A 25,623-nucleotide genomic window follows, 5' to 3' on the forward strand; every position below is an offset into this window, starting at 1 on the left:
TCTCGACCAAGATCACCCACGTCCGCCAGGAGCTTCGCGTGCTTGTCTGCCCGTCCTCGATCGATCTGTCCACCCGCACCCTGAGGTATCTGAGCAGGCAACCCGCTGCCCGCCGAAGGGAGATCGGGACACGGTGGCGCCGTCTGTCGGCCGGCCGCCAGGCCCTGCTGGTCCTGGCCCACCTGCGGTGCGGCGATACGTACGCCCAGCTCGCCGCAGGATTCGGTATCAAAATCGCGACCGTGTTCCGCTACATACGCGAGGCTGTCGAGGTGCTGGCCGTCCTCGCGCCGACACTGGCCGAGGCCATGAAGACAATCCGGACGAAGGCCTTCGTGATCCTGGACGGCACCCTGCTGCCGATCGACCGCATCGCCGCCGACACCCCGTACTACTCCGGGAAGCACAAACGCCACGGCATGAACGTCCAGGTTCTCACCGATCCGTTCGGCCGTCTGCTGTGGGCCTCGCCCGCACTGCCCGGCTCGACCCACGACCTGACCGCCGCACGGACTCACGGCATCATCGACGCCCTTGCCGACGCGGACGTGAAGTGCTGGGCGGACAAGGCATACCAAGGTGCCGGCCGCCCGGTCCGGGTCCCCTTCCGCGGCCGACGGCTCAAGCGTTGGAAGCGACGGCACAACAGCACTCACGCCAAGATCCGCTGCCTCGGCGAGCAAGCCATGGCCACGCTGAAGGGCTGGCGCCTCCTGCGGAAAATCCGCTGCAGCACCAACCGCATCACCGACATCCTGAAGGCTGTCATCGCCCTTCACCACGCCTCAACCTGAGGTTGGAAAAGGCTGAATGATCTGAACCTGGAACATGCCCTAATCGTCTGGACCGCTCCCGCACCTGGCAGCGCAGGATCTCCTGGATCCGCTGGTCAAGACCGTCCTGGCGCCACAGGGAGAAGTAGTAGAACACCGCTGACCAGGCCGGAAGGTCGTGTGGCAGGAGCCGCCACTGGCAGCCCGTCCGGTTCTGGTAGAGCAGCGCGTTCACGACCTCGCGCAGGTCGCAGGAGCCCGGGTCCCCGGTCGCCGACCGCGCCACCCGCTCCTGCTTCCACGCGGTGACCAGCGGCTCGATCAACGCCCACTGCCCGTCGGACAAGTCGGTTGCGTACGGCATCCGTTCCATGTCCGCGACCCCACCATGCACGCGACATGACGCGAGGGCGGAACCGTCCCATCACCCACGAACGGGCGACACCACACCATCAGGAACGGGACTTAATGCCCTCTAAACGGTTCAAGGTCTTCTCATGACCCTTGTGGGCTCACCTCGGCGATCCGGCCAGCCGGTGCGCTGACCGACCATGACCGTTCTCAGCGCCCACCGCCGTACTGATGTGCCCCGAGGCCGGTCACCCACCATCACCGTCGTGCATGTACGACACCCACAGAGGTTCACGGGCGGGCTCTCAGCGACTTCGCGGTTCAGCCGCTCCTCCCAGATCCGCGGCATCGCCGTCCGGTACAGCTGGCGGTGCACGTACCGGTATCTCTTCGAACTCGCCGAATGTAGAGCGCCACTTGGCATGTGTGAACTCTCAAGGCGGCTTGTCCGCAGGCGTATGGCGCGCAGCGGTCTCTGTGGTCGTCGGCCGTGCCGGGCTCCCCGGCGGCAGGTTGTCCTGCGGTGCGGGCCGGGATGCATATCCCATCAGAGTATGCGCTGATAGTTATGGAACGGTTACACGCTGTGTGTTTGGTGGCCCCTGGATCGGCCGGGGTGCCCGATCGAATGAAGGATTCCTCCATGAACCAGGAGATCGTGCAGGTCAAGATCCATCCGGCGATCGGTGTCGCCCGGGTCGGCAACAGCACCAACACGCCCTTCATCGGGCCGGAATCGCCCGATCAGAGGCCGTTGCCGCCGGGCTCCTATAAGGACGCTGACGGAAGGGTCATCAAGCAGGACGCCCGCTTCCGCCTCTACGGCTACGACCGGGAAGGGAAAGTTGTCAGGGAGCTGAAACTCAGCGACGACGACGTCCAGGACATCCGGTGGACGGTGCACCTGGCCAACAAGAAGGCCGCCTGGTATCAGTTCCACATCCCTCTCGACATCCCCGAAGCCGCCAAGCTTCCGAAGGAACAGCGGGGCCGACGCAACGCGCAAGTCACGGGCCAGGACCGGCACAAGCTTGTCAACGACCCGGGCCTCCATGCCATCCGCGCATCGATGGGGGAGAGCGCAGCCTTCGACACCGGGAAGATCATGGACCGCGTGGTCCCGCTCGGCTCGATCCGCACGGAACCCCATACCGGTCGTCTGTTGGTCACCGGGGGCGACGGGGCGTCCGCCTCCTGGAGTGATGGCAGCATCAGCGGTGTCGCCAACAACGACACCTGGTACGACAACGTCTCCGACGGCCCCGTCACCGCGGAGATCACCACCATCCAGGGCAAGACCTTGACGGCGGATGGGGGAGCGTGGGTGGTGGTGGGCCCGCCGCACTACGCACCCGGGGTGAAGAGCGTCCGGACCCTCTACGACCTGATCGACGACCTCCTCGCTCTCGACACGTCCCTGCTGCCGAGGGCGGAGGCGCCCGAGGAGGCCAAAATCCCGCTCTCCTACGCGGATGACGTCGAGCCGATCCTGAGCCGCTTCTGCCAACTGCAGTGGGTCAACCACGGCTTCGCCACACAGTTCGGGCACAAGGGCCCGCACGACTTCCTCGACCCGGGCATGCGCGAGCGACTCTCCGATCCGGGGAAGAGCAATGCTGAACTGCGCCGGCAGATCTACGTGCAGATGCGCGACTACGAGCGGGACGGGACATCACCGGTGCCCTGGCCCTGGCTCTACGGCGACGCCATGACCAGTAGCAAGATCGCTTCCGTGCGGCAGCACATCATGCTCTCCCCCACGCAGGACCTGATCCTCCAACGGTGGGCCCTGGGCCACTTCACGCCCGGCTCGCGGAAGTCCTGTCCGGACGTGGACACAGCGCCCCTCCAGGAACAGCCAGGGTTGCTGGACCGGGCGGCGCTGGAGAACTGCGCCGCGGACGCCTTCCATCCGGGTTCCGAGGTCACCTGGCCCATCAGACACCTGACCATGTACTGCGAGCCCTTCCGTATCAAACACCGTACGGAGCCGGAGACCGATTACGGGGACGTCCTCACCCACGACAAGGTTTTCGCCGAGAACGGACCGCTGCACGCGCAAGGACCGGGAGACCTCACCCGCTGGATGGCCGCACCCTGGCAGTGCGATACCGCCAGCTGCCGCTCCGGATACGAGGTACGCAGCGGCCTGGGCCCACGCTACAGCCCCTACCTCCCCACGTTCTGGCCCGCGCAGATGCCCAACCACGTCCTGAAGCGCTCCGACTTCAACATCGTGAACGACACCGGCAAGTCCCTGGAGGAACGCCGGAAGGCGTTCCGGAACCGGGCGGTATGGCTGCGCGGCCTGAAAACCAATGACATGAACGCCCAGCGCAAACAGATGATCAGTGACTGGTACAAAGTCGGCATCGTCGAAGAACACCCCTACACCGGTGGCGACGGCAAATTCCCCCAGCACATCCAGGTGGAGTCCCTGCCCGGCGGGGACCTGGGAAAGGCGCCGGACGACGCCAACCTCTTCAACCTCCACGTCCCCGAGGCCGGGATTCCTCTGCTGGCCGCCGCCGTCGGCACCTGGAGCGCGCAGCACGCCTCGGCCGAGGACGTGGAAGCGGCCCTGGTGCACCAGGCGATCGAGGAAGCCGTAGAAGCCACCGGCTACGACACGACGAGCTTCGCCGCCGGGTACCTGGAAAGGCTCGACCCCTTCCACGAAGCCCTGTGAACATCCCGTCCACAGCCGGCCCCCATCGTCACGACAGCTACGACGTCGTGATCGCCGGCGGCGGCCCCGCCGGCTGCGCCGCCGCACTCACCCTCCTCGAAGCGGGCCGCAGCGTCCTGCTCGCCGACGCCGGCACCGGCCCGCCCAAAGCCGGCGAGGCACTGGTACCCGCAGCCCGGCTTCTCCTGGAGGACCTGGGCGTCGCCGAGAGCGTCCTGACCACCGGACACCTACCCTGGCACGGCAACCTCTCCGCCTGGGGCAGCCCGCACCTGCACGCCGTGGACTTCATCAATGACCCCTACGGCCACGGCTGGCACCTGGACCGCCGCCTGTTCGACTGGCAACTGCGCGCCGCAACCCGCACGGCCGGCGCACAAGTCGCCGAACACACCACCGTACGGCGCCCCCGGCGCCGGCCGGACGGCACCTGGCACCTGGACCTGTGCGACCGCCGAGGTGCCCGGCACACCGTCCACTGCCGCTGGCTGGTGGACGCTACCGGCCGACGCGCCGCGATCGCTGTACCCGCCGGCGCGCAACGACGCACCACCGACCGCCTGACCGCCTTCCATCTCACCCTCCCCCGGCCCCCACGGCCACCGACAGCCACTCACTGGTCGAGTCCGCCCCAGACGGCTGGTGGTACACCGCCCTGCTGCCCTCCCGCCGCCGCCTGGTCAGCTACTTCACCGACCCCGACCTCCCCACCACCCCCCACCACGCCGGAGACTTCCACCGGAAACTGCTGGCCACCCGACACGTCATCCACCACACCCGCGCTCACGGCCTCGACCCCTCCAGCAACCCCGGCGCGCCCCCGCACACAGCGCCCACCTCGAACACGTCCACGCACCGGGCTGGATGGCCACCGGAGATGCAGCCATCGCCTTCGACCCCCTGTCCTCACAAGGCATCCTCACCGCCCTCTACACCGGACTGAGCGCCGGCCAGGCCGTCGACGCCACGCTGCACGGGGAACACACAGCCCTCGACACCTACACAGCCAAGATCACCACAGCACGCACCGCCTACCAGCACAACCACCACGCCGTCCAGGCCCAGGAAACCCGGTGGCCCCACCACCCCTTCTGGGCACGACGGCGATCGAACTTCACTCTCACTCAGACGAAAGGCCCCACCGCCCCATGACCACTGCACCGCACCACGCCCACGACCCCAAGCACATCCACCGCTTCGCGATCCTGGGCCGCAACAAACTCTTCCTCCACCACCTGTCCCTGTACGACCCCGCCTCCGGCCACCAATACCAGGCCGTACTCGCGCCCGATTTCAAGGACAACGGCGAACTGCGCACCCAATACCTGAAAAGCCTCAACGAGAACAAGGGCAAGCGCGTCTTCCACACACTCCTGGTCACCAAGCACTTTGAACCGTTCCGGGTTCGGTAGAGACTCGATTCCGTGAAAGGATTGAGTCATGGCACGTCCCTCCTCTTATCCCGTTGAGCTGCGCAAACGAGCGGTCCGTATGGTCGCCGAGGTCCGTGGTGACTATCCGAACGAGTCGGCTGCGCTGCGGGCGGTCGCCCAGAAACTCGGGATCGGTTCGGCCGAGACCCTGCGGAACTGGGTGAAGCGGGACGAGGTCGACTCCGGGCGGCGTCCGGGGACGACCACGGAGGAGTCCGCGCAGGTCAAGGCGATGAAGAAGGAGATTGCCGAGCTGAAGCGGGCGAACGACATCCTGAAGGCTGCGGCGGTGAGGTCAATGGGTCGGTGCAACATCCCGGGTAGAACGGCTGCTGGAGGTGTTGCTGGGTGGCGAGAATCGGGCGTCCGGGGCTGTCGGACGAGCAAAAGCGTGAAGTGTGGCGACGATGGCGGGACGGGCAGTCGCTGAGCGAGATCGGGCGTGCGCTGGGCAGGGTGCCCGGGTCAATTTACGGAGTGGTCGCGGCGAACGGCGGATTCGTCCCGGCGGCCAGGGCCCGATCGGCCGGAGTGCTGTCGCTGGCGGAGCGGGAGGAGATCTCCCGGGGTCTGGCCGCTGGCGACTCCTTCCGGGCGATCGCGGGCCGGATGGGGCGGGCACCGTCCACGGTCAGCCGCGAGGTGGGGCGTCACGGCGGGCGTGAGAAGTACCGGGCCGCTCACGCGGACGAGGGGGCCTGGGGCAATGCCCGGCGCCCGAAGTCCTGTTTGCTGCAACAGAGTCCGGCCCTGCGGGACACGGTCGCGGGCAAGCTGAAGGAAGACTGGTCGCCGCGTCAGATCGCAGGCTGGCCCGCCCGCGCCTTCGCGCCCGAGGACGGTATGTACGTGTCTCACGAGACGATCTACAAGAGCTTGTTCATCCAGGCCCGAGGCGTACTGAAGAAGGAGCTCGTCTCCCATCTGCGCCGCCGGCGCACGATGCGCCGCTCGAAGAACGCCTCCACCGCAGGTCAGCAGCGAGGCTGCATCCGTGACGCGGTCTCCATCCGCGAGCGTCCGGCCGAGGCCGAGGACCGGGCTGTTCCCGGCCACTGGGAAGGCGACCTGATCACCGGTGCGAAGAACAGTCATATTGCGACACTGGTCGAACGGCACTCCCGCTACGTCATGCTCGTCCGGGTCGCAGGCAAGGACACCACCAGTGTGATCTCCGCACTGAGTCATCAAGTCCGCTACCTGCCCGACGGGTTGATGACTTCACTGACCTGGGACCGGGGTACTGAGCTGGCCGACCACAAGCGGTTCACAATGGCCACCGACGTCAAGGTCTACTTCGCCGATCCGAAAAGCCCCTGGCAGCGGGGATCGAATGAGAACACCAACGGACTCCTCCGCCAGTACTTTCCCAAGGGAACCGACCTGTCCGGATATACCCAGGTCGAATTGGATGCCGTCGCCCTCAAGCTGAACACCCGCCCCCGGCAGACCCTCGGGTTCGAAACTCCCGCTGATAGGCTCGCGGCAGCTGTTGCATCAGCCGGTTGACTCCGCCGCGTCTTTCTTCGCGGCCGAGCTCGACCGGCCACACACTCGCTCGTAGCGTTCATCGACGAGCACCGGGCCCGCTTCGGCGGTGTCGAGCCCATCTGCCGCGTGCTCACCGAGCACGATTGCAAGATCGCCCCCTCCACCTATTACGCCCACCACAAACGACTCCAGGCCCCGTCCGCTCGCACGGTCCGCGATGCGGAGCTGAAGCCGCTCATCCGGCAGGTCTTCGAGTCCAACTACCGTGTCTACGGGGCCAGGAAGGTCTGGCGCGAGCTGCACCGCCAGGGTCACGTCGTGGCCCGGTGCACGGTCGAACGCCTGATGCGCGAGCTCGGCGTCACCGGTGCCGTGCGCGGGAAGAAGGTCATCACCACGATGGCGGACAGCTCCGTCGAGCGGGCGCCGGACCTGCTGGACCGCAAGTTCGTCGCACCGGCCCCGAACCGCTGCTGGGTCGCCGACTTCACCCACGTCAGCACCTGGTCGGGAGTGGTCTACGTCGCGTTCGTCGTGGACACCTTCTCCCGCCGGATCGTAGGCTGGGCCGCCGCCCTGTCGAAGGAGACACGGCTCGTCCTGAATGCCCCGGACATGGCCCTGTGGCAACGCGACCGCGACGAACAGCCGTATCAGCGTGGCGAGTTGATACATCATTCCGATGCCGGGTCGCAATATACGAGTTTCCGGCTCGCCGAGCACCTGGACGCCGCCGGCATCGCGGCCTCGATCGGCTCGGTCGGCGATGCCTACGACAACGCCCTCATGGAGAGCACGATCGGCCTGTTCAAAACCGAGCTCGTCAAGCCTCGACGTCCATGGAAGACCCTTTCCCAGGTCGAACTCGCCACCGCCGAGTGGATCGAGTGGTACTGCCATCGCCGACTCCACGGTGAGATCGGGCACATCCCACCAGTCGAATACGAGACCAACTACTACCTCACGACCGCGGAACCCCAGGTCACAACCACAATCTGAAGTCTCCACAGAACCCGGAACGGTTCAGCGACGACAAGCCTCTCGCCCTGGTCACGGGCGCCTCCAGCGGCATCGGATTCGAGCTGGCCAAACGGCGGATGGCGTCCCGCAGTGTGGTGTAGGGGATCTCCGCGGTTGAGTGCGCGGGTTCTGCTCCCTGTGGTGCACCGCCTGCCGGTGACTGTGCCCTACTCAACTGGCAGGCCACCGTGCAACTGTCCGGAGTGAACGGGCAGTTCGACCCCAGGGGGTGCACGGTGGCCTTGTCCCAGCATGACCTACTTCGCCTGCTTGAATCACTACGTTCGGCCGATGGTCTTGAACTCGTCCGCGAGGTCGCCGAGCGGCTGCTGCAGGAACTGATCGAGGCCGAGGCCACTACAAAGATCGGAGCCGAGTGGGGCGAACACACCGGCACCCGCACCACCTGGCGCAACGGCCACCGCGAAAAAACCATGACCACGCAGGCCGGCGACCTGGAACTCGCCATCCCGAAACTGCGGGCCGGGAGCTTCTTCCCCAGCCTCCTCGAGCGCCGGCGGCGCATCGACCAGGCCCTCTACGCGGTCATCATGGAGGCATACGTCCACGGCGTGTCCACCCGCTCCGTCGACGACCTCGTCAAAGCCCTCGGCTCCGACACCGGGATATCCAAGAGCGAGGTCTCCCGGATCTGCGCCGACCTGGACGAACAGCTCGACGCCTTCCGGACCCGTCCGCTGGACCACATCCGCTTCCCCTACCTCTTCCTCGACGCCACCTACGTCAAGGCCCGCGTCGATCACCGCATCGTCTCCCAGGCCATCGTCATCGCCACCGGCGTCACCCAGGACGGCGGCCGGGAAGTCGTCGGTGTCATGGTCGGCGACAGCGAAACCGAAGCGTTCTGGGCCCAGTTCCTGCGTCACCTGCGAGAACGTGGAATGAGTGGCGTCCGCCTGGTCATCTCCGACAGCCACAGCGGCCTGGTCAAAGCGATCCGCAAGGTCATGCTCGGCTCCGCCTGGCAGCGCTGCCGGGTCCACTTCGTCCGCAACGTCTTCGCCGTGATCCCGAAAGGATCTGCGGAGATGGTCGCAGCCACGATCCACACCGTCTTCGCCCAGCCCACCGCAGACGCCGTCCGCACCCAACTCGACACGGTCGCCGACATGCTCGGCCGACAGTTCCCCAAGGTCAGAGAGATGCTGCTGGAGGCCAAAGAAGACCTGACCGCGTTCGCGGACTTCCCCCACCAGCACTGGAAGAAGATCCAGTCCACGAACCCGCTGGAACGGCTGAACCGGGAGATCAAACGCCGCACCGACGTCGTCCAGGTCTTCCCGAACCCGACCGCCGTCCTCCGCCTCGCCACCGCGGTCCTCGCCGAACTTCACGACGAATGGATCGCCTTCCCCCGCCGCTACCTCTCCAACGAGAGCATGGACGCTCTCTACATCGACATCCCGACCGTCCTGCCAGCGGCGTCAGACGGCTGATCGCCTACACCACGGGAAGGGACGTGACCAAACGGCGTTGTCATGTTGTTGGGTACGTGGTTGTCTGACGGTGTGTCGGGGTGTGATGGGCCCTGGGTGCGGTCGTGTTTTCGGGCCGTGGTGGGCCGGTCGGCGGCGTCGGTGATCTGATCCCGGACGGCGAAGCGGATGATTATCTCGGCTCGGTAGTGATGTGCGGGCGTCAGGTGGCGGTGGGGCCGCAAGTGCGGCGAGATGCCGCTGAGCGCGGACAGGGACCGCTGTGCCGCGCCCGTGGATCGCAAGGTCCTTCATCGCGTGTTCCCGTTGTCGGGTGGGCTGGTGGCTGTTCTCGGCCCGGTTGTTCGGGCCTTTATGAGCGCGGTGCCCGACGGAAGGCATGACCTCGCCGTTGACACGGCGCTGTGGGAGCGCAGTTTGTCGGTGACGGCCACCCGCGGCACTGCACGCGTCTTCTTCGTCAGGTGGCAATAGAACCGCCTGGCGGCGGCCTTGTCCCGCCGGTTCTGCACGGGGATGCCGGGGACGTTGCCGCCGGCGTCGGCGGCTCGTCATAGATACTTCAGCTCGCCGTTGACCTTGATGAACACCTCGTCCACATGCCATTTGTCCCCGGGCCGGGGCCGGCGGCTGCGCGGTCCGTCTGCGCAGGCCTGCCCGGACGTGGCGCACCAGCGGCGCACGGTCTCGCGGGAGAGGATGACGCCGCGCTGGAGCATCAGCTCCTTTACCTCGCGAAACGACAGCGGAAAGCGGAAGTACAGCCACACGCAGGGGGAGATGGCCTCGACCGGGCAGCGGTGCCCCTTGCACGACGGCGACGCACTGCCCACGGACAACCCCCTCCACCATGATCAACCCGAAGATCAATCCCACCCGGTCAACCAACGCGACAGCGCCTATACGAGAACCGGGTGCCCATACGGGTGTCTACGAAGTGGTTCGGCCGGCCCACTTCCTGCCCGTGCTGCCGACGCTCGAAGGGCAGTCCCGGAAACGGTTCGACCGAACCGTTTCCGACGCCACGTCTTGCCTTACTTGCCTGACAGGAGGCCATGAGGCCTGACCTGCGCGAAGTGCCTCCGGACCCTAGATAAGCCCGGAGATCTGGACGCTGGCAGCACGGTGCCCCCGCTCGGTGGACGCCGTGCTAGGCACGCAGATGTACACCGGGTGGGGGCACGGATGGGTGCCGGTCATGGCACGGGGCCGCTTACGAGGAGGATGTCCGGGGGCTGCTGGTCGGCAGGGGTGGTGGCATGAACTATCGCTCCCTCTCACCTGTTCTGCGGGTGTTATCTAGTTCGTAGGTGATCACGGCGTAGCCGTCACCGCCGGGGGCTCCGAGTTCGCCCGGGCTACCTGCCTGCGCCGGGATGGGGTTCTTATACCCATTGCCCTGGCCACCGGCACCGCCCTGTCCTCCGCGGCCGCCCGCACCCCGGTCGCGATGCCCGGTGGCAGGGGGGACCTGTCAGGGCTCCGGGTGCGGCCCGGAGCGCCCCCGGACTCGGGAGCGCTACCACCGGCCCCACCGGCACCTCCCGTAGAGAGGATGCTGCCCGCTGAACGGGTGCCCCTCTTGCCTCGGGTGCCGGGCCTGCCCTGGGAACCCGCGTCTCCCAGGACTCCCCCGACCCGTCGGGCGCCCCGGGCGCAATGGCCCTGCTCACTCTGGGCGGTGGCCTGGCCACCGGATCCGCCGGGCTTGCCGCCGCCCCCCTGCCTGTTCGGGCCGGCGCCCCAGCCACCGCCCCCGCCGAGGCCCGGGTGGCCCTCGTCACCAGGCGGCGCTTCGGCCAGCAGGGTACTCCTCCGCCTGGACGGCTCTTTAAGGAGGAACTCGGTACTCAGGTCGGAGGCCGGATTGTCCTTTCCCTTGGCACCGGGTTTTCCGTTCTTGCCCCGGCCAGCAGGCCCGCCCGGACCCCCGGCCCCGCCGCTCGCCTTCTGGATACCGGCAACGGCCGCCTCACCGATGTTGATGTAGAAGACGTCGTCGTCGTACACCCCCACCTCGCAGGCGATGTAGGCGCCGCCGCCGCCGCCTCCGCCACTACCGCCGCCGGCGGCGCCGCCGCCTCCGGCGCCGTAGCCGCCCACCCTGTCGAACCAGCCACTCCCGCCCCCGCCGCCGGCGCCGCCGGCGCCGCCGGTCCCGCCCGGGCCCCACAGGTGCACGGTGACGAAATCAACCCCCTGCGGGGGGTACCACTCCCCGCTTTGATCGATGATCTCGGTTACCTGCCTGGGCGCCGCCAAGGCCCCGGGCGCCTGTGGAAGCGCCGCCAGCGGTGTCAGCACGGCCGCCGCCACGATCCAGGCCCCCCGCTCCCACAGGGGTTTGCGGATGTTTTGCACTGCGTTTTCTGCCTTTCGTCTGCTTTTCCGGCCCCGGCCGGTGCCCCCTGCAGGGGTGACGAACAGGGAGCACCGGCCCGACTGCCACCGGCCGCCCCTAGCTCCCGCGCTGCGGCGACGAGCTGGCGGGGCTACTTCAGCGCCGCGTCCGCCACGCTGGACGCCCCGGCGGTGGCCGACTGGACGGTGGAGTTCGCGGTGTCCTTCAGCGCGGTCACCGGGCCGGGCTCTGGCGGCTGGGGAGTCGGCGGCGTGCTGCTGCTCTGCTGAGACGAGGACCCGTCCTGGCTGTAGGTGTACGTGTCGGTGATCTTCCGTTCCTTGGTGATCGTCCCCGGGGCCGGGGACACGATCAGCGCCGGGTTGCCCTGCCCCGGCCCGTCCTCTGCCTGTCCCACGGCCGCGCCGGGCCCCCCAAGCATCGCGGCCGCAACAGCCGCGACCAGGACCATCCTGCGCATCATGGTGCCCATAGCTCTCCTTCTAACTGAGCGTCTCGATCAATCAGGCGACCTAACGCCGTACACCACGCGCAGGACACGGAAGATCGAAAGGAAGATCGTCCGACGAACAACCGCACCACCCGGCTCCACCCGTCCTGAACTGCGCAGTCAAGCGGCCGCCCGACCTCGTACGAAGCCCGTCCGCAGGCGTTCCATCACCCGGTCGGACGACAGCACCGCCCTCACGCCCTGACGGCGCGGTGCGCCCGGTGCAGTGGTCACACGAGCGGCCGGCTGGCTGCGTAGGCCACGAGCAAGAACGTTTGTCGACGCGTTGTGAGAACGACCGTGGGTCAGAGACCTCGGAAATGTTGGTGAGAAGTAGGAGCGGTCGGGTGGTTCGCGTCGACTCGGCGGCGGTCTGCGTTGGCTGGTGGTTAGGGCAGACCGATCGGTGCGGACCTCAGCGGGTGACCGTTCAGCTCGCCGCAGCCCTCTTCGTCCCACCACATCCCACCTTGCACGGTGAGGTAGGGGTGTAGTCCGAGGACGTCTCCACCTTCATGAAGTGCTTGCGCGACCGCGTGGAGAAGGCTCGCCAGATCAGGCCAGGAATCGGTGAAGTCACCGCCACCGCTGTGGCCCGCCCAGCCGAGACGCCCCGTGTCAGGACCAGGACGTTGGTCGATGACCTGCGCCGCGCCATCGGCGCTCTCAGCCCAGGGAACCCAGAGGCGGTGCCACCAAGGCTCCTCTTCCCAGGCCCGAGGGGTCAGGCCCCCGTTCTCCGCCGCGACGTCCATGCAGGTCTGCCAATGGTCCACGATGCCGCTCACTGTGAGCGGGGACTGCTCCGGCAGGATGGTTGTCCAGGCGCTCACGCCGTTGTGGCATTGCAGAGATTCAGCGAGATCATCGGGCAGTCGGGCGCCGAGGATCCGTTCCGCGTTTCGGATCTCGTCCGGTGTCGCCGGCGGATTGAGGAGTGCGAAATCGGAGGCCACGTGAGTGGCCAGCCAGGCGTCGATCAGGCGCCAGGACTCCGACGGGGGCAAGATCTGCTGTGGCATGGCGTCATCCTGCCTCACACGTCTGACAAGGCGAATCGAGGGCCCTGCCGACCGATGAAGCGAGGTCAGCCAGCGGCTTGCTGTCCGGCTCGGGCACGAGTGGTGGCGAGACGGTAGGAGTCGGTTCCGGTCTCGATGATGTTGCCGCCGAAGGTGAGGCGGTCGACGATGGCCGCGCAAAGGCGCGGGTCGGTGAACGTCTTTGTCCATCCAGAGAAGGATTCGTTCGAGGCGATCGCCACGCTGTTTTTCTCCTCCCGCTCGGTCAAAACCTGGAAGAGGAGTTCGGCGCCGTGGCGGTCGAGTTCCATGTGTTGGGTCGGGGACGAGACGCCGTACACTGTTTCCGGTGTCGGTTTTCCCGTCCCCGCCCGCCGAACCGGACGTGCCCGTTGGCCGAGCATCCGGCTCTCCACGTGATCCGCTGGATCAGGCGAGGTATTCGCTGACCTGGCCGACGAAGGCCACATCGTCATGGTTTGTCCGCCGGAAACGTGCTCCGTCGGGATCGGCCTCGTCGATGTTGTAAGGCGTGCTGATCTGCGCTCCACGAAACGTGTAGCGCTGGACCCGCATCTTCGCCGGGTTGTAGAGGACGACTCCGCCCTCCGCGATGCGGTCTGCCCCGTAATAGCGGCGCCGCAACTGTTTCCAGGTCAGGTGGGGGTGCTTGTAGCGAATCCAGAGAAGCAGTCTCCACCACGCGTACCAACCGAGGTAGGAGAACGTTCTCTTCGACGCGCCGTAGCGGAAATAGGCAGCCCAGCCCCGAAGGACCGGGTTGACTGACCGCAGCACCTCCTCCAACGAGAGCGACGTCGTACTTCGCCCCGTCAGTTTCTTGACCTTGTGCATCACCGACGCCAACGCCTGCTTGGACGGAATGGTGAGCACGACGCGACGGCCGTCGCACCAGGGCCTCCGCTGGATGTGAAAGCCCAGGAAGACGAAGCCGTCGTCGATATGGGTGATGTGGGTCTTCTCGTCCAAGAGGATCATCTTCAGTATGCGAGCCAGCAGTTCACCGATCTCCGCCTTGAGCGTTTCAGCCTCGGACTCGGTGCCGTGCACCAGCACGACAAAGTCATCGGCGTATCGCACCAGACGATAGTTCGGCAGCCCCTTGCGGCGTCGGGCCTGCCGACGCGCTCCGGGGTTCATCTCGGTGTTCCAGATCCGCGAGAAATGCCGGTCCAGAACAGAGAGATAGACGTTGGCCGGCAGAGGAGAAGCGACTCCTCCTTGCGGAGTTCCCGTGAGGGTCTCCGCGAACCCACCGTGCAACTCGACAACTCCGGCCCGCAGAAACGCGCTGACCAGCCGCAGGGCCTTGCGGTCCTTGACGCGCTCGGCCACCAGGTCCATCAGGACATGGTGGCCGACGTTGTCGAAGCAAGCCTTGATGTCGCCCTCGATGACCCAGTCGTAGGTCGACGGCTTGCGGGTGAAGCGGTGGATTTCGGCGATGGCATCCTGAGCCCGACGTCCCGGCCGATACCCGTAACTGGACGGGTAGAAATCGGCCTCGAAAATCGGCTCCAGGACCAGCTTGAGCGCCATCTGCGCGACGCGATCCCGCAGGGTGGGAATGCCCAAGTAACGGACCTTGCCGTTCTTCTTGGGAATCACCGCCTGCTTGACCGGCAGCGCAGTGAAGGACCCGTCCTTGAGCGAGGAGCGAAGCTCCTCAAGGAACGGAATCACTCCATGACGTTCTTCGATGTGAAAACGCGTGACCGCATCCACCCCTGCTGTCCTGGCACCCCGGTTGCCAGACACCCGCTCCCAAGCCACTACCAGAGTGGCCCGGTCGCAGATCAAGTTGAATACATCATCGAACCGGCGATCCGGTTCGCTCCTTGCCCATCGGTGCAGCTTGATCTGATGATCGAGTACCCGTCGCCCAGCCGTCATACTGCCCGGCCAGGTTGTTTCCGACGGCGCGTCGTTATTCAACAACGTTCCTCCCCGACAGCAGCCTTGCTGCTATCACGCTGTCGCCCTTCCCCATGTGCCCGGCTTTCCCGGCCTCCGAGTACTACGGCGACTCCGCCACGATCTGGCTTCATCAGCGGGCATTGCGCCTGCCCGCCCGGCCGGCTGCCGGACGGGAAGGGCGATGCCAGATCGCTTCCCACGTTCACTGAGGATCTCTGTGACGGCTTCGGTGCCCAGCTATACCCCGGCAGCATCGCCACGGACCGCACATCGCAGTCTTGGTCCGGGCCTCCCGACATCCATAGGCTAAAGACGCCGGAAGAGGAGAGGCCATCGGATAGAGCACTCTCCAGCACTGCAAAGCGGCCCATCCACCAGATTCGGCAGGCCGCTGACGACTCACGGGACGTCAACCACTGGTTCAGTTTCCTTTGGGCTTGATCCGCTGTGACGGACATCCGAGATCAGGGGTTCAGCCCCGGGAGGATGTCCATCATGGGGAGCATGGGGAAGAAGAAGCCTCGCCCTCGTCGCTCGTTCAGGCCGGAGTTCAAGGCGGAGACCGTCGAGCTGTGCCGACGTGGTGACCGCTCGGTCGGTCAGATCGCCAAGGACTTCGATCTGACCGAGACCGCGGTGCGTGACCGGGTGAAGCAAGCCGAGGTCGATGCGGGCGAGCGGGACGGCCTGACCAGCAGCGAACGCGAGGAAGTGGCCGCACTGCGGCGGGAGAACCGCCGTCTGCGTGAGGACGTCGGCATCCTCAAGCGGGCCACGGCGGAGTCAACCGGTTGATGCAACAGCTGCCGCGAGCCTATCAGCGGGAGTTTCGAACCCGAGGGTCTGCCGGGGGCGGGTGTTCAGCTTGAGGGCGACGGCATCCAATTCGACCTGGGTATATCCGGACAGGTCGGTTCCCTTGGGAAAGTACTGGCGGAGGAGTCCGTTGGTGTTCTCATTCGATCCCCGCTGCCAGGGGCTTTTCGGATCGGCGAAGTAGACCTTGACGTCGGTGGCCATTGTGAACCGCTTGTGGTCGGCCAGCTCAGTACCCCGGTCCCAGGTCAGTGAAGTCATCAACCCGTCGGGCAGGTAGCGGACTTGATGACTCAGTGCGGAGATCACACTGGTGGTGTCCTTGCCTGCGACCCGGACGAGCATGACGTAGCGGGAGTGCCGTTCGACCAGTGTCGCAATATGACTGTTCTTCGCACCGGTGATCAGGTCGCCTTCCCAGTGGCCGGGAACAGCCCGGTCCTCGGCCTCGGCCGGACGCTCGCGGATGGAGACCGCGTCACGGATGCAGCCTCGCTGCTGACCTGCGGTGGAGGCGTTCTTCGAGCGGCGCATCGTGCGCCGGCGGCGCAGATGGGAGACGAGCTCCTTCTTCAGTACGCCTCGGGCCTGGATGAACAAGCTCTTGTAGATCGTCTCGTGAGACACGTACATACCGTCCTCGGGCGCGAAGGCGCGGGCGGGCCAGCCTGCGATCTGACGCGGCGACCAGTCTTCCTTCAGCTTGCCCGCGACCGTGTCCCGCAGGGCCGGACTCTGTTGCAGCAAACAGGACTTCGGGCGCCGGGCATTGCCCCAGGCCCCCTCGTCCGCGTGAGCGGCCCGGTACTTCTCACGCCCGCCGTGACGCCCCACCTCGCGGCTGACCGTGGACGGTGCCCGCCCCATCCGGCCCGCGATCGCCCGGAAGGAGTCGCCAGCGGCCAGACCCCGGGAGATCTCCTCCCGCTCCGCCAGCGACAGCACTCCGGCCGATCGGGCCCTGGCCGCCGGGACGAATCCGCCGTTCGCCGCGACCACTCCGTGGATTGACCCGGGCACCTTGCCCAGCGCACGCCCGATCTCGCTCAGCGACTGCCCGTCCCGCCATCGTCGCCACACTTCACGCTTTTGCTCGTCCGACAGCCCCGGACGCCCGATTCTCGCCACCCAGCAACACCTCCAGCAGCCGTTCTACCCGGGATGTTGCACCGACCCATTGACCTCACCACGGCTTTCTTCGCAAAGGAGACCCGGTGACGGTGCACCCGTTCATCGAGGCGGAGAAGCGCGCAGGTCACAGCCTCAAACGAGCGTGTGAGCTGCTGAAGGTCTCCCGGACCGCCTTCTACGCCCGCCGCGCTGCCAAGCCTGGTCCCCGCGCGGTCCGTGACGCCGAGCTGGCGGAACAGATCGCCGACGTCCACACAAGATTGCGGGGAACCTACGGCGCCCCGCGCGTCCATGCCGTGCTCAAGCGAGCAGGCGCCGGATGTGGCCGCCGACGTGTCGCGCGGCTGATGCGGGCTGCCGGCCTGCAGGGCCGACACCGCAGACGACGGCACCTGACGACGATCCCCGATCCACGAGCTGCCCTGCGGCCCGATCTCGTCGTCCGGGACTTCCAGCCCGACCCCGCCGGCCTGGATGCCCGCTGGTGCGGCGACATCACCTACATCGCCACGGAGGAGGGCTGGCTCTATCTGGCCACCGTCATCGACATCGCCTCCCGTCGCGTGGTCGGCTGGGCCACCGCCGACCACCTGCGGACCGATCTGGTCGCCGATGCCCTCACCGCCGCCTGTCGGAAGCGCCGTCCCACTCGGCCGGTGATCTTTCACTCGGATCGTGGCTGTCAGTACACCAGCCAGCAATTTGCCGCACTGGCAGACCAGTTGGAGGTGCGCCTGTCGGTCGGCCGCACCGGACAGTGCTGGGACAACACACTCGCCGAGTCGTTCTTCGCCACCATCAAGAGGGAGTTGCTCGACGCCATTTCCTGGCCCAGCCGGGCTGCCGCCCGCACCGCGATCTTCGATTTCATCGAGGGCTGGTACAACTTGCACCGTCTGCACAGCAGCCTCGGCTATCGCAGTCCCGCCGAATACGAGACCGCACTCGCAGCCTGACCACCACACCGATGGTGTCCGTCAAAGCGGAACAAGCTCACCTTGGCCTTGCACCGCGACGAAGGTCACCTTCTGGCCTTCCTTGAGCGTCTTGAAACCGTTCCCTTGGATGGCCCTGAAGTGCACGAAGAGGTCCGGACCGCTTTCGGGGGTAATGAAGCCGAACCCCTTCTCGTCGTTGAACCACTTCACGACGCCGGACTGCCGCTCCGCCATATCCACTCCCTCTGGTCACGTGCTACGGCTGGACGTGCAGGACGCTCAACGAGGCCGATCATTCCTGATGACGGGGACGATCCTGAGCATCCTCGGCCTTGTCGCAAAAAATCACCGGCCAAAAGGGCAAGCTCACCTGATGAACGGAAGAGGCCGCTGTCAGACGTCACCTTCTGTACGCTCTGGTCCCGACGCGCGGGCGCCCGGGACGATGGAGTCGTGGGCGAGTGGGACGAGGACCAGGAGCGCGTTGCGACACAGGAAGGCGATCAGAGGCTGTCCGGGGTGGCCTGGGGGATCGGCACCGGCTTCGCCAAGTCCATGCCCAGCTCCGCGAGCGCGGCGAGCTGGGCGGCACCCAGCCGACCCCTCCTCGCTTCGTGTTCGAGATCCATACGCCCAGTTTCACGGTCACCGGCTCGGTCTCGCCGTCGCCCGCGATCTGTTCGCTGTGGATGCGCGGTACCGGACGGTCCGCGCCTTCCCGTTCGACCCACTGGGTGAGGGCCGTCAGGCCCCGCTGAAACGCCGCCTGCGCCTTGTTCGGGTCCTTTGTCGCCCGCGTGGCTGCCGGGCGGGGGCCGACGCCTGGGCGGGTTGTACGCCCAGTTTCGACAGCCGTTCCCGCTGCTCGGGGAGAAGCTGCGCCCAGGTGCCCGGCTTGCGCTGCTGCTGGAGCCACCGCCCGATGTCATCGCCCTCGAACAGCACCCCAGGCTGGATCTCGGGCAGGTGGCCGTCGGCGTCGACCAGGTCCGCGAGGACGCGGTAGTGCCTCTGCCAGCCCAGCGGCCACGGGCAGTCCCAGTCCTCATCGACCGCAGCCAGCTGCGCCGCGCGCTCCGCCGCCCGTTCCGCGTCCTTACCCAGACCGTCCTTGCGGCGCAGGTTCGCCATGTGCTGCCCGACCGGCACCATCGCCTTGCCCTCGCCCCACACCGCGTCCTGACACGGAGCGAGGTGCCCCATGCCCGCCGGTAGGACCGCAGCGCGGCGAGTTTGTTCTCCCAGGCTTCCTCGCCCGGCTCCCAGACCATCCCGGCCTCCGGGGCGTCCAGCAGCGTCTTGCGCCGCTCCTCCAGCTCACCCGCCCGCAGCGCCTTCCGCTGCTGATGCACCCATCGCCGCAGTGACCAGCGCACCGATCGTCGTGCACCGGCCCTCCCTCTCAGGCGGCCGGAGAGTCACCGTGCACAGCAACGGCAGGAACGAGGTCCTCGGCACCGCCTACAGCGACCACGACCTGGTCGTGCTCCTCGAGGGCGTCGGCGTCACCGAACCCGAGGCCATCCTGGACGGCCCGCAGTGGGTGGAATGGCGCAGCGGCCCGCCCACCAGTTCAGCGCCGCCTGACGACCGAGCGGCGGCAGCGGCCGGGCAGCATTCCCCGGGTAGGTTTGGGGTGAGGCTGCGTTGCTCTTTCGTTCCCTGCCAGGAACTGCCCGCTGCCGGCACGACCGGATCACAGAGCCGGTCGTGGCCTGACCGAGTTCATCGTGGGAAGTCGTGGTTGTCTTCGCTGAGCGGCGGGATGTGCTGGATGTCGATGTCCGTGTGAACACGGTGAGCGCTGGGCAGGGGCGGGGCCCCTGTCCAGCGTGGTCACGAGCGACGGCAACTTTCCAGGACGGCACTCAACGACGTACGGCGCGTTCCGTTGCCCTCCTGAAATCTCATGAGGGCTGTCGCAACGCTCTCCCGCTGCCTTCGCTCGCGCGGTCGCACCTGCGGTCACGGGGTCGGCGAGGACGTTGTGGGCGGTAGCCGCGCTTCCTGCGGGGCGCGCGTGGCGTTCAGGGGGAGCTCGGGTCGCAATGAGTGGCGGCCGTGTTTCTGCACACCTTGCGCCTTTTGCCTTCGGTGAAGGAGCGGACCGACAGGATCTGGGAAGGGCCGGGCCTCCGGCAGACGGCATGTGCCGGCGGTGCCTGACGGTCCGGTCGGCGACAGTGAGGAGACGGGCATCGTGAGCCACCCGCACAACAACGACGGCGTGAGTATCGCAGCACAGTTGGACCGGATCGCCCGGCACGGCATCTACACCTCGCCCACGTCACTGGACCCGGCCGCTGCCCCACGTCGCAGAGGCGCTGATCGCCACCCTGGACGGCACGGCTGAGCAGCCGGTACTGCCCCCCGATCTCCAGAGGCTGACGGAGCAGGTACAGCAGCAGGCGACCATCGGCTTTCCCCGCATCACTGCCGAGGACGGCGTACGGCTGTCGGCACACACGATCAAGCTCAGGACCGACGAATCCGCTCCCGTGGTGATCGTGCCGGCTGGGTGGACGCCTTTCGGCTGGGCGCTGTTCGAGTACACGTACCTCCAGCTGGCGCTGCGCGGCTACCACGTGCTGGCCTACACCCCGCGTGGGATCGGTCTCACGATGCCCGTGCCCGGTAAGGGCTACGTCGATGGGCCGTTCACCTCCGGGGGCACCATCGACGTGGCCGGACCTCTCGACTGGGCCGATGGCTTGACCGTCATCGACTACGCGGAGAAGCACTTCAAGCCCAGCCGGATTGCCTTTTTGGGCGAGTCCTACGGTTCGGGTATCAGCCAGCTGGTTGCGGCGCACGACCCGAAAGAGCGCGTGGCCGCGGTCGTGGCCCTGAGTACCTGGGGCGACCTGGCCGCCAGTCTTCTCCAGAACGACACCCGGCACCTGGCGGCGGTGACCGCCCTGATCAACTTCACCGGCGGTCCGGCCGATCGGAAGTTCGACGCGGCCACCCGGCAGATCCTGGCGGACTTCCAAGCCGGCCAGAACCTCGACACCGTAGAGAAGTGGAGCAAGAAACGATCTCCCTCCTCGTACGCCGACAAGACCAACGCCCGCGCCATCCCCACCTTCTTCTCCAACACCTGGCGCGAGACGTTTTTCCCAGCCAACCAGGTCCTCGAGCACTTCAACGGCCTGACCGTGCCCAAGCACCTGAACCTGTGGATCGGCGACCACGCCGCACCCGAGGGCGCCGGTCTGACCATCCCGTTCAGCGGACCCAACGAGCCGGTCGAGGAGGCATTCGCCTGGCTGGACCACCACGTGCGCGGGATCGGCAACGCCGTACCCACCTGGCCCGCAGTTACCAGCCAGATCATGTTCACCTACAAGACCCGGACCGACCCGCAGACCGGAAGCACCGAGATCGTCACACCGGCTACCCGTGAGTCCAGTCCGTCCTGGGAGGACGTCACCACCTCCACCGAGCGGTGGTACCTGACGGCCAGCGCGTCGGACGACCGTGACGGCGGCCTGGCAACCGAACCGGAAACGGGCTGGGAGCGGGAGTCCACCGCCGGGCAGACGACCGAGGCCATCGCGGCGGACACCGTCATCACGAGCGGCCAGGCCGAGTGGAACGGCAACTCGAAGAGCTACGTCACGGAGAAGTTCGACCGGCAGAACCTCGCGGTCTGGACAAGCGATCCGATCGCGGCGGACGGCCACGAGGGCGCGGCACGCAAGATCCGGGGTATCTGCGAACTCACACTGACCGTGCGCAGCACGGTCCCTTCCACGACCCTGGTGGCCTGCCTCTTCGCCCTCGGCCCCGACAGTATGGCCCGCATCATCACCCACGAACCCCTCACCCTCACCGCCCTGACCCCCGACCGGGACCACAGCGCCACCTGGAAACTGCAGGCCGCCGGCTACGACCTGCCCCAGCACCACCGGCTGATGCTGGTCGTCACCAGCAAGGACCCGCTCTACTCGGATGCCAGCTCCGACGGCAGCACCACAACGATCAGCTCCCCCGACGGCAAGGCCGCATGCCTGACACTGCCCCTGGGCTGATCCGGCACCGCGGGGGTGGGGCACTCCTGGCACGCTGACCGTTGCCCGGAGCCGTCCTGCCGGGCGCGGGCTGCCAGATGACCGAGGCCGGCCGCAAAGAGGAAGGGACTGCTGGGGAAGCGCTCCCGCATGCGGGAGCGGAAAGATCGTGTACTTGAGAACGGAAATGGAGAGCAGCAGCATGAAGCGTGCGCTGATCGTGGTGGATGTACAGAACGATTTCTGTGAGGGCGGCAGTGTCGCCGTGGCCGGCGGAGCCGAGATCGCCACAAAGGTGTGCGATCTGGTCTCACAGGCAGCCGAGGCCGGGTACGCGCATGTGGTGGCGACGCGGGACCATCACATCGACCCTGGTGACCACTTCTCCGACACCCCTGATTTCAGGACCTCCTGGCCGGTGCACTGCGTAGCCGGTACGCCCGGCTCCGGCTTCCACCCGAACTTCGCTCCCGCAGCGGAAGCCGGAGCGGTCGACGCCGTCTTCTACAAGGGTGCCTACAGCGGCTTCGAAGGGGCCGACGAGGACGGGCGGGGCATGACGGCGTGGCTGCGGGATCACGGTGTCACCGCGGTGGACGTGGTCGGCATCGCCACCGATCACTGCGTGAAGGCCACCGCCCTGGACGCGGCCGAGGCCGGCTTCGCCACCCGAGTACTGCTGGACCTGACCGCCGGCGTCAGCCACAGCACCATCACTCAGGCCTGCGAAGAACTCCGGCAGGCCGGCGTGGACCTGTCGGGCGCCCCGGTGGTCGCCAGCGCGTAGAAACCCGCCCCTCGGTTGCCCCCGGAGCAGTAACCGCTCAAAGGCCATTCGCTGCCGGCCTGGCCGCCGCCAGGGGCCCGCACCGCACGTGATCGGCGTCGAGCGGTCGGGTCGTTTCTCAGCCGATCGATCGCTTCGGCGACGGCGCCCTGTTGGTCGGCTTGCGCCATGGCGGCCGTGAACGACGCGGGATCGGCAGGCAGGCGGCACCGGCCCCCGGGACTGCGGCCTGTACGGCAGCGCAGCAGGCTGGGTCCGTGGCGCCGAGGGCGACGCGGTACCGGCCGGCCGCGAGATGGGCCACCCGAACGAGATTCGGCTTGGTGGCAAGGAGGCAGGTCTGGCCACCACTTCGGTGGGCCAGGCGCCACCACGGGCAGGCAGGGCTCATCCGTACGGGTTAATCCGGGTTGTGGCCCTGCCTCTGGGGGATGGGTGGAGTCACCGTAAGGGGCATGGAAGATGCGCAGTCGCTTTCGGTGTCGGTCGGTCCCGGGGCGGTGCTGCGGTGGGCGCAGGCGATGGGGCTGGTGGCAGACGAGGGCGAGGAGCGGCGACTTGCCGCAATGAAGCTCGACATGCCCCCGAAGGGTCCCTGCCTCGAAGGTCCGGCCGGCGGAACGTGGCGCTGACGGCCCAGTGGGCGGTGTTCATCTGCTGTGTGGACGACCTGGTCGATCGTGGTGGCCTGGGACTGGTTCCGGGCGAGGTGGAGGAGTTCACTGCTCCGCTGCGTGAGGTTCTTGCCGGCGGCGGCGGGCCGCCGCCGGCAAGGCGGCCCGCATATGCACGGGTGTTGAAGCAGTTGTAGGAGCACACGTCCGCAGGGATGCTCGCGCAGTGGAAGGAGCGTTTCACCGCGGACTACACCGACTTCCTGGATGCGACCGAGGAAGAAGTGGCCCTGCGCCGTGACGCCGTCCGGTTGACCGTCGCCCAGTACGTGCAGTTGCGACGCCGCACGATCACGCTGCTTCCCCTGCTTGATGTGCTGGAACGCACCGGTGACGCCCCGATGGTGGAGTGTGAGCAGGTCGGTGACCGGTTGGGTGAACTGCGTCGGGCGGTTGCCGATGTCGCGGGATGGGTGAACGACCTGGCCTCGGCGGCCGATGACACGACCGCCGGCCAGGACAACCTGGTGACCGCCCTGGCCCGGCAGGAGAACTGTTGCCTGGCAGAGGCCCGCCAGCGGGCGGCTGCCATGATCGCCGAACGCCGCAGTACCTTCCACACCATCGCAACCACCCTGCGTACCGGCCGGGAAGTGCCACCGCCGTTGCGCCAGGACATGCGTCGCTACGTAGACCTAACCCAGACGTTCCTGACGGCCACGCTGCGCTGGCTGCCCGCCACCGGGCGCTTCGCCCCCAACTCCGGGCCGGCCCCTGTCGACGCCTCGGGGCCACGACCCCGCCCCCTCGGATGCTGCCCCAGGGACGCAGCCAGCCGCAACGCGCATACCACCACGCACGCCAAGAGGCCCCGGTGAGAGTTGCTGCCTCGGCCGCGAGCCTGCCCCCTTGGCCCCGAGCCGCACTGCCCGCCGGCCTGGAACCGGCCATCGCGCTGCTGCGCTCCCGTCTGCTGCACCGGATGCAACCGGATGGAACCGTACCCAGCCCGTGCCACAGCCGCGTCCTGAAATCCGCACTGCTGCTGGCCCTCCTGGACCGCACTGGTCTCCACCCCGGCTCCCGCAGTCGTCTGGCCGCCTACCTGTCCTTGCACTGCGACGCTCCCGACCCCCTGGACCGGCTCCTCGCCCGGGCCGCCCTGCATCACCCGACGGACCCGGCCCACCCGGTGAATGTGGAGGACTTCCTCGCCCGATCCCCCCATTTCACCGGCCCCCGCAAACGCGCCCTTTTGTCCGCGGTCCTGCTGCTCCTGAACGCCTCGCCAGCCGAAGAGCTCTCCGAAGAGATCCCGCCGAGGCGTTCAGCCTGCACGGCCTGCACGCCTGGGCGCGCGTGCAGGTCACCGCGGGCAAAACGATTTTCGCCCACGCCCGCGGGCATCATCCGCCTGACGGCGACCTGGAACTGCTGGCCTCGACACAGCGCCCCGGGGTCGTCTGGGAGGCCAACCTCCTTATCCACCTGTCGGTCCTGCATGCTCTGCTCCCCGTGCCCGGGCATTCCGCCCTGCTCACCCAGGGAGTACGGACCGCATTGCAGCACCAGCGGCCCGACGGCGGGATCCCCTTCATCCGTGACGAGGACACCTGGGTCACTGCCACCGCCGGAACCGCTCTGCACGCAGCCGGAGCCACCGCCCCCGTCGTGGACCTCATCGCCCGGCGCCTGGTAACCCTCCAGCATCCCGGGGGCGGCTGGTCCTACACCGACGGAGTCCAACTCACCGACGTGGACTGCACTTCAGTAGCCATCGAAGTCCTGCACCTCGCCGGCCCTCGCACCTACCGCGCACCGATCCGCCGCGCCCTGGGCTCGCTGCGCGCCCTGCAGGACAAGGAGGGCGGCTTCCCGGCCTATCTGGCTGGCGCCCCATCGGAAGCGTGCATGACCGCCGCAGCCGCCAACGCTTACAGCACGCAGAACCCGTCCCTCCACCACGAGGTCGACAGAGCTTTTGGCTACCTTGACTCCCAGCAGCGCCTCGACGGCTCTTTCCCACCGGACTGGAGCAGCAGCCGCCTGCACACCGTCTGCCGCGCCGTCCTCGCAACCGCCCGCCACCCCCGCACTCCCCACAGCCCCGCACAGCGCATCATCAGCCGAGCCCTGAACCTGCTGGCCAATTCCCAGAGCACCGACGGCGGGTGGGGCCAGCAGGGCGGCAACCCGAGCGACGCGCTGAGCACCGCCTACGCTCTCTGACAGCCCTCAGCACCCAGCCCACCCCCGGCCCCGCTACCCGCGGCGCCGCCTACCTACTGACCCAGCAAC

Annotated in this window: 18 protein-coding genes and 8 pseudogenes; 17 read left to right on the forward strand and 9 right to left on the reverse strand. The window is 67.3% G+C overall.

All coding sequences use genetic code 11. From position 1 onward, the window contains the following. Nucleotides 1–38: 38 nt before the first annotated feature. A complete protein-coding gene (locus tag BN1555_RS35965; protein ID WP_093804147.1) occupies nucleotides 39–794 on the forward strand; it encodes a transposase family protein in 756 nt (251 codons plus the stop codon). Nucleotides 795–834: 40 nt separating this feature from the next. Here the strand turns inward: BN1555_RS35965 and BN1555_RS35970 are convergent. Then, a pseudogene (locus tag BN1555_RS35970) lies at nucleotides 835–1,146 on the reverse strand (transposase); the annotation flags it as partial. A gap of 621 nt (nucleotides 1,147–1,767) precedes the next feature. On the opposite strand from BN1555_RS35970, the gene BN1555_RS35975 reads away from it, so the two are divergent. From BN1555_RS35975 to BN1555_RS36005, 8 genes and pseudogenes are all read left to right on the forward strand, one after another. Continuing rightward, nucleotides 1,768–3,813 carry a LodA/GoxA family CTQ-dependent oxidase gene (locus BN1555_RS35975; protein ID WP_093804148.1) on the forward strand — a complete coding sequence of 682 codons (2,046 nt, stop codon included), beginning with the start codon at nucleotides 1,768–1,770 and terminating at the stop codon, nucleotides 3,811–3,813. Between the two features lie 47 nt (nucleotides 3,814–3,860). Beyond that, a pseudogene (locus BN1555_RS41140) lies at nucleotides 3,861–4,331 on the forward strand (NAD(P)/FAD-dependent oxidoreductase); the annotation flags it as partial. Nucleotides 4,332–4,677: 346 nt separating this feature from the next. Continuing rightward, on the forward strand, nucleotides 4,678–4,965 hold the full coding sequence (locus BN1555_RS41145) for a hypothetical protein (protein WP_255306551.1): 288 nt from the start codon (nucleotides 4,678–4,680) through the stop codon (nucleotides 4,963–4,965). Continuing rightward, the gene (locus tag BN1555_RS35985; protein WP_093804149.1) at nucleotides 4,962–5,225 is read left to right on the forward strand and encodes a hypothetical protein; all 264 of its coding nucleotides are present in this window, start codon (nucleotides 4,962–4,964) and stop codon (nucleotides 5,223–5,225) included. Before BN1555_RS41145 ends, BN1555_RS35985 begins: the two co-directional genes overlap by 4 nt. Nucleotides 5,226–5,253: 28 nt before the next feature. Then, nucleotides 5,254–5,676 (forward strand): transposase, encoded by a 423-nt coding sequence (locus BN1555_RS35990; protein ID WP_093804150.1) that lies wholly within the window; start codon nucleotides 5,254–5,256, stop codon nucleotides 5,674–5,676. Further along, nucleotides 5,595–6,755 (forward strand): IS30 family transposase, encoded by a 1,161-nt coding sequence (locus tag BN1555_RS35995; protein WP_093804151.1) that lies wholly within the window; start codon nucleotides 5,595–5,597, stop codon nucleotides 6,753–6,755. The genes BN1555_RS35990 and BN1555_RS35995 overlap by 82 nt, the downstream gene beginning before the upstream one ends. Before the next feature lie 45 nt (nucleotides 6,756–6,800). Then, nucleotides 6,801–7,736 (forward strand): annotated as a pseudogene (locus BN1555_RS36000) (IS3 family transposase); the annotation flags it as partial. Nucleotides 7,737–7,993: 257 nt separating this feature from the next. Beyond that, the gene (locus BN1555_RS36005) at nucleotides 7,994–9,214 is read left to right on the forward strand and encodes an IS256 family transposase (RefSeq protein WP_093804153.1); all 1,221 of its coding nucleotides are present in this window, start codon (nucleotides 7,994–7,996) and stop codon (nucleotides 9,212–9,214) included. A 113-nt stretch (nucleotides 9,215–9,327) separates the two neighbouring features. On the opposite strand, the pseudogene BN1555_RS36010 reads toward BN1555_RS36005, so the two are convergent. From BN1555_RS36010 to ltrA, 5 genes and pseudogenes are all read right to left on the reverse strand, one after another. Beyond that, nucleotides 9,328–10,047: pseudogene (locus BN1555_RS36010) on the reverse strand (IS6 family transposase); the annotation flags it as partial. A 1,659-nt stretch (nucleotides 10,048–11,706) separates the two neighbouring features. Continuing rightward, entirely contained in the window at nucleotides 11,707–12,048 is a 342-nt protein-coding gene (locus BN1555_RS36020; RefSeq protein ID WP_093804155.1) for a hypothetical protein, read from the reverse strand. A 407-nt stretch (nucleotides 12,049–12,455) separates the two neighbouring features. Continuing rightward, nucleotides 12,456–13,088: an SMI1/KNR4 family protein gene (locus BN1555_RS36025; RefSeq protein ID WP_176710358.1), complete on the reverse strand. Its 633-nt coding sequence runs from the start codon at nucleotides 13,086–13,088 to the stop codon at nucleotides 12,456–12,458. Nucleotides 13,089–13,153: 65 nt separating this feature from the next. Then, a pseudogene (locus BN1555_RS36030) lies at nucleotides 13,154–13,402 on the reverse strand (ATP-binding protein); the annotation flags it as partial. 115 nt (nucleotides 13,403–13,517) lie between these two features. Continuing rightward, nucleotides 13,518–15,044 (reverse strand): group II intron reverse transcriptase/maturase, encoded by a 1,527-nt coding sequence (ltrA, locus tag BN1555_RS36035; RefSeq protein ID WP_255306538.1) that lies wholly within the window; start codon nucleotides 15,042–15,044, stop codon nucleotides 13,518–13,520. Nucleotides 15,045–15,530: 486 nt separating this feature from the next. On the opposite strand from ltrA, the gene BN1555_RS36040 reads away from it, so the two are divergent. After that, nucleotides 15,531–15,821: a transposase gene (locus BN1555_RS36040; protein ID WP_176710359.1), complete on the forward strand. Its 291-nt coding sequence runs from the start codon at nucleotides 15,531–15,533 to the stop codon at nucleotides 15,819–15,821. Here the strand turns inward: BN1555_RS36040 and BN1555_RS36045 are convergent. Next, on the reverse strand, nucleotides 15,810–16,970 hold the full coding sequence (locus tag BN1555_RS36045) for an IS30 family transposase (protein WP_093804159.1): 1,161 nt from the start codon (nucleotides 16,968–16,970) through the stop codon (nucleotides 15,810–15,812). The two genes, BN1555_RS36040 and BN1555_RS36045, sit on opposite strands and share 12 nt — an antisense overlap. Before the next feature lie 92 nt (nucleotides 16,971–17,062). Between BN1555_RS36045 and BN1555_RS36050 the strand changes: the two genes are divergently transcribed. Next, complete coding sequence (locus tag BN1555_RS36050; RefSeq protein WP_218058269.1) at nucleotides 17,063–17,929, forward strand: IS3 family transposase; 867 nt, start codon at nucleotides 17,063–17,065, stop codon at nucleotides 17,927–17,929. Between the two features lie 21 nt (nucleotides 17,930–17,950). Here the strand turns inward: BN1555_RS36050 and BN1555_RS36055 are convergent, their stop codons facing one another. Together BN1555_RS36055 and BN1555_RS36060 are read right to left on the reverse strand one after the other, a co-directional pair. Next, entirely contained in the window at nucleotides 17,951–18,145 is a 195-nt protein-coding gene (locus tag BN1555_RS36055) for a cold shock domain-containing protein (protein ID WP_093804161.1), read from the reverse strand. A gap of 269 nt (nucleotides 18,146–18,414) precedes the next feature. Next, a pseudogene (locus tag BN1555_RS36060) lies at nucleotides 18,415–19,269 on the reverse strand (helicase associated domain-containing protein); the annotation flags it as partial. Nucleotides 19,270–19,274: 5 nt separating this feature from the next. Between BN1555_RS36060 and BN1555_RS41150 the strand changes: the two are divergent. The 6 genes and pseudogenes from BN1555_RS41150 (at nucleotide 19,275) to BN1555_RS36095 (ending at nucleotide 25,554) form a co-directional block, all read left to right on the forward strand. Next, nucleotides 19,275–19,498, forward strand: a pseudogene (locus BN1555_RS41150) (hypothetical protein). A 914-nt stretch (nucleotides 19,499–20,412) separates the two neighbouring features. Beyond that, nucleotides 20,413–21,945, forward strand: a complete 1,533-nt coding sequence (locus tag BN1555_RS36070) for an alpha/beta fold hydrolase (RefSeq protein WP_218058270.1) — start codon at nucleotides 20,413–20,415, stop codon at nucleotides 21,943–21,945. A 181-nt stretch (nucleotides 21,946–22,126) separates the two neighbouring features. Further along, nucleotides 22,127–22,711, forward strand: a complete 585-nt coding sequence (locus tag BN1555_RS36075; RefSeq protein ID WP_093804199.1) for an isochorismatase family protein — start codon at nucleotides 22,127–22,129, stop codon at nucleotides 22,709–22,711. Nucleotides 22,712–23,166: 455 nt separating this feature from the next. Continuing rightward, a complete protein-coding gene (locus BN1555_RS39460; RefSeq protein WP_176710360.1) occupies nucleotides 23,167–23,343 on the forward strand; it encodes a hypothetical protein in 177 nt (58 codons plus the stop codon). A 194-nt stretch (nucleotides 23,344–23,537) separates the two neighbouring features. Then, nucleotides 23,538–24,203: pseudogene (locus BN1555_RS36085) on the forward strand (hypothetical protein); the annotation flags it as partial. Nucleotides 24,204–24,684: 481 nt separating this feature from the next. Beyond that, the gene (locus BN1555_RS36095) at nucleotides 24,685–25,554 is read left to right on the forward strand and encodes a prenyltransferase/squalene oxidase repeat-containing protein (RefSeq protein ID WP_141662974.1); all 870 of its coding nucleotides are present in this window, start codon (nucleotides 24,685–24,687) and stop codon (nucleotides 25,552–25,554) included. Nucleotides 25,555–25,623: the final 69 nt, after the last annotated feature.

The sequence above is a fragment of the Streptomyces sp. Wb2n-11 genome (assembly GCF_001049855.1).
Classification (GTDB): domain Bacteria; phylum Actinomycetota; class Actinomycetes; order Streptomycetales; family Streptomycetaceae; genus Streptomyces; species Streptomyces altiplanensis.

What these genes read in the sequence shown, in the direction of transcription:
- BN1555_RS36020 (WP_093804155.1), bottom strand. Translation starts at nt 12,048, where the DNA reads ATGGGCACCATGATGCGCAGGATGGTCCTGGTCGCGGCTGTTGCGGCC.
- BN1555_RS41145 (WP_255306551.1), top strand. Translation starts at nt 4,678, where the DNA reads ATGGCCACCGGAGATGCAGCCATCGCCTTCGACCCCCTGTCCTCACAA.
- BN1555_RS39460 (WP_176710360.1), top strand. Translation starts at nt 23,167, where the DNA reads ATGGAAGATGCGCAGTCGCTTTCGGTGTCGGTCGGTCCCGGGGCGGTG.
- BN1555_RS35975 (WP_093804148.1), top strand. Translation starts at nt 1,768, where the DNA reads ATGAACCAGGAGATCGTGCAGGTCAAGATCCATCCGGCGATCGGTGTC.
- BN1555_RS36055 (WP_093804161.1), bottom strand. Translation starts at nt 18,145, where the DNA reads ATGGCGGAGCGGCAGTCCGGCGTCGTGAAGTGGTTCAACGACGAGAAG.
- BN1555_RS36075 (WP_093804199.1), top strand. Translation starts at nt 22,127, where the DNA reads ATGAAGCGTGCGCTGATCGTGGTGGATGTACAGAACGATTTCTGTGAG.
- BN1555_RS35990 (WP_093804150.1), top strand. Translation starts at nt 5,254, where the DNA reads ATGGCACGTCCCTCCTCTTATCCCGTTGAGCTGCGCAAACGAGCGGTC.
- BN1555_RS35985 (WP_093804149.1), top strand. Translation starts at nt 4,962, where the DNA reads ATGACCACTGCACCGCACCACGCCCACGACCCCAAGCACATCCACCGC.
- BN1555_RS36040 (WP_176710359.1), top strand. Translation starts at nt 15,531, where the DNA reads ATGGGGAAGAAGAAGCCTCGCCCTCGTCGCTCGTTCAGGCCGGAGTTC.
- BN1555_RS36025 (WP_176710358.1), bottom strand. Translation starts at nt 13,088, where the DNA reads ATGCCACAGCAGATCTTGCCCCCGTCGGAGTCCTGGCGCCTGATCGAC.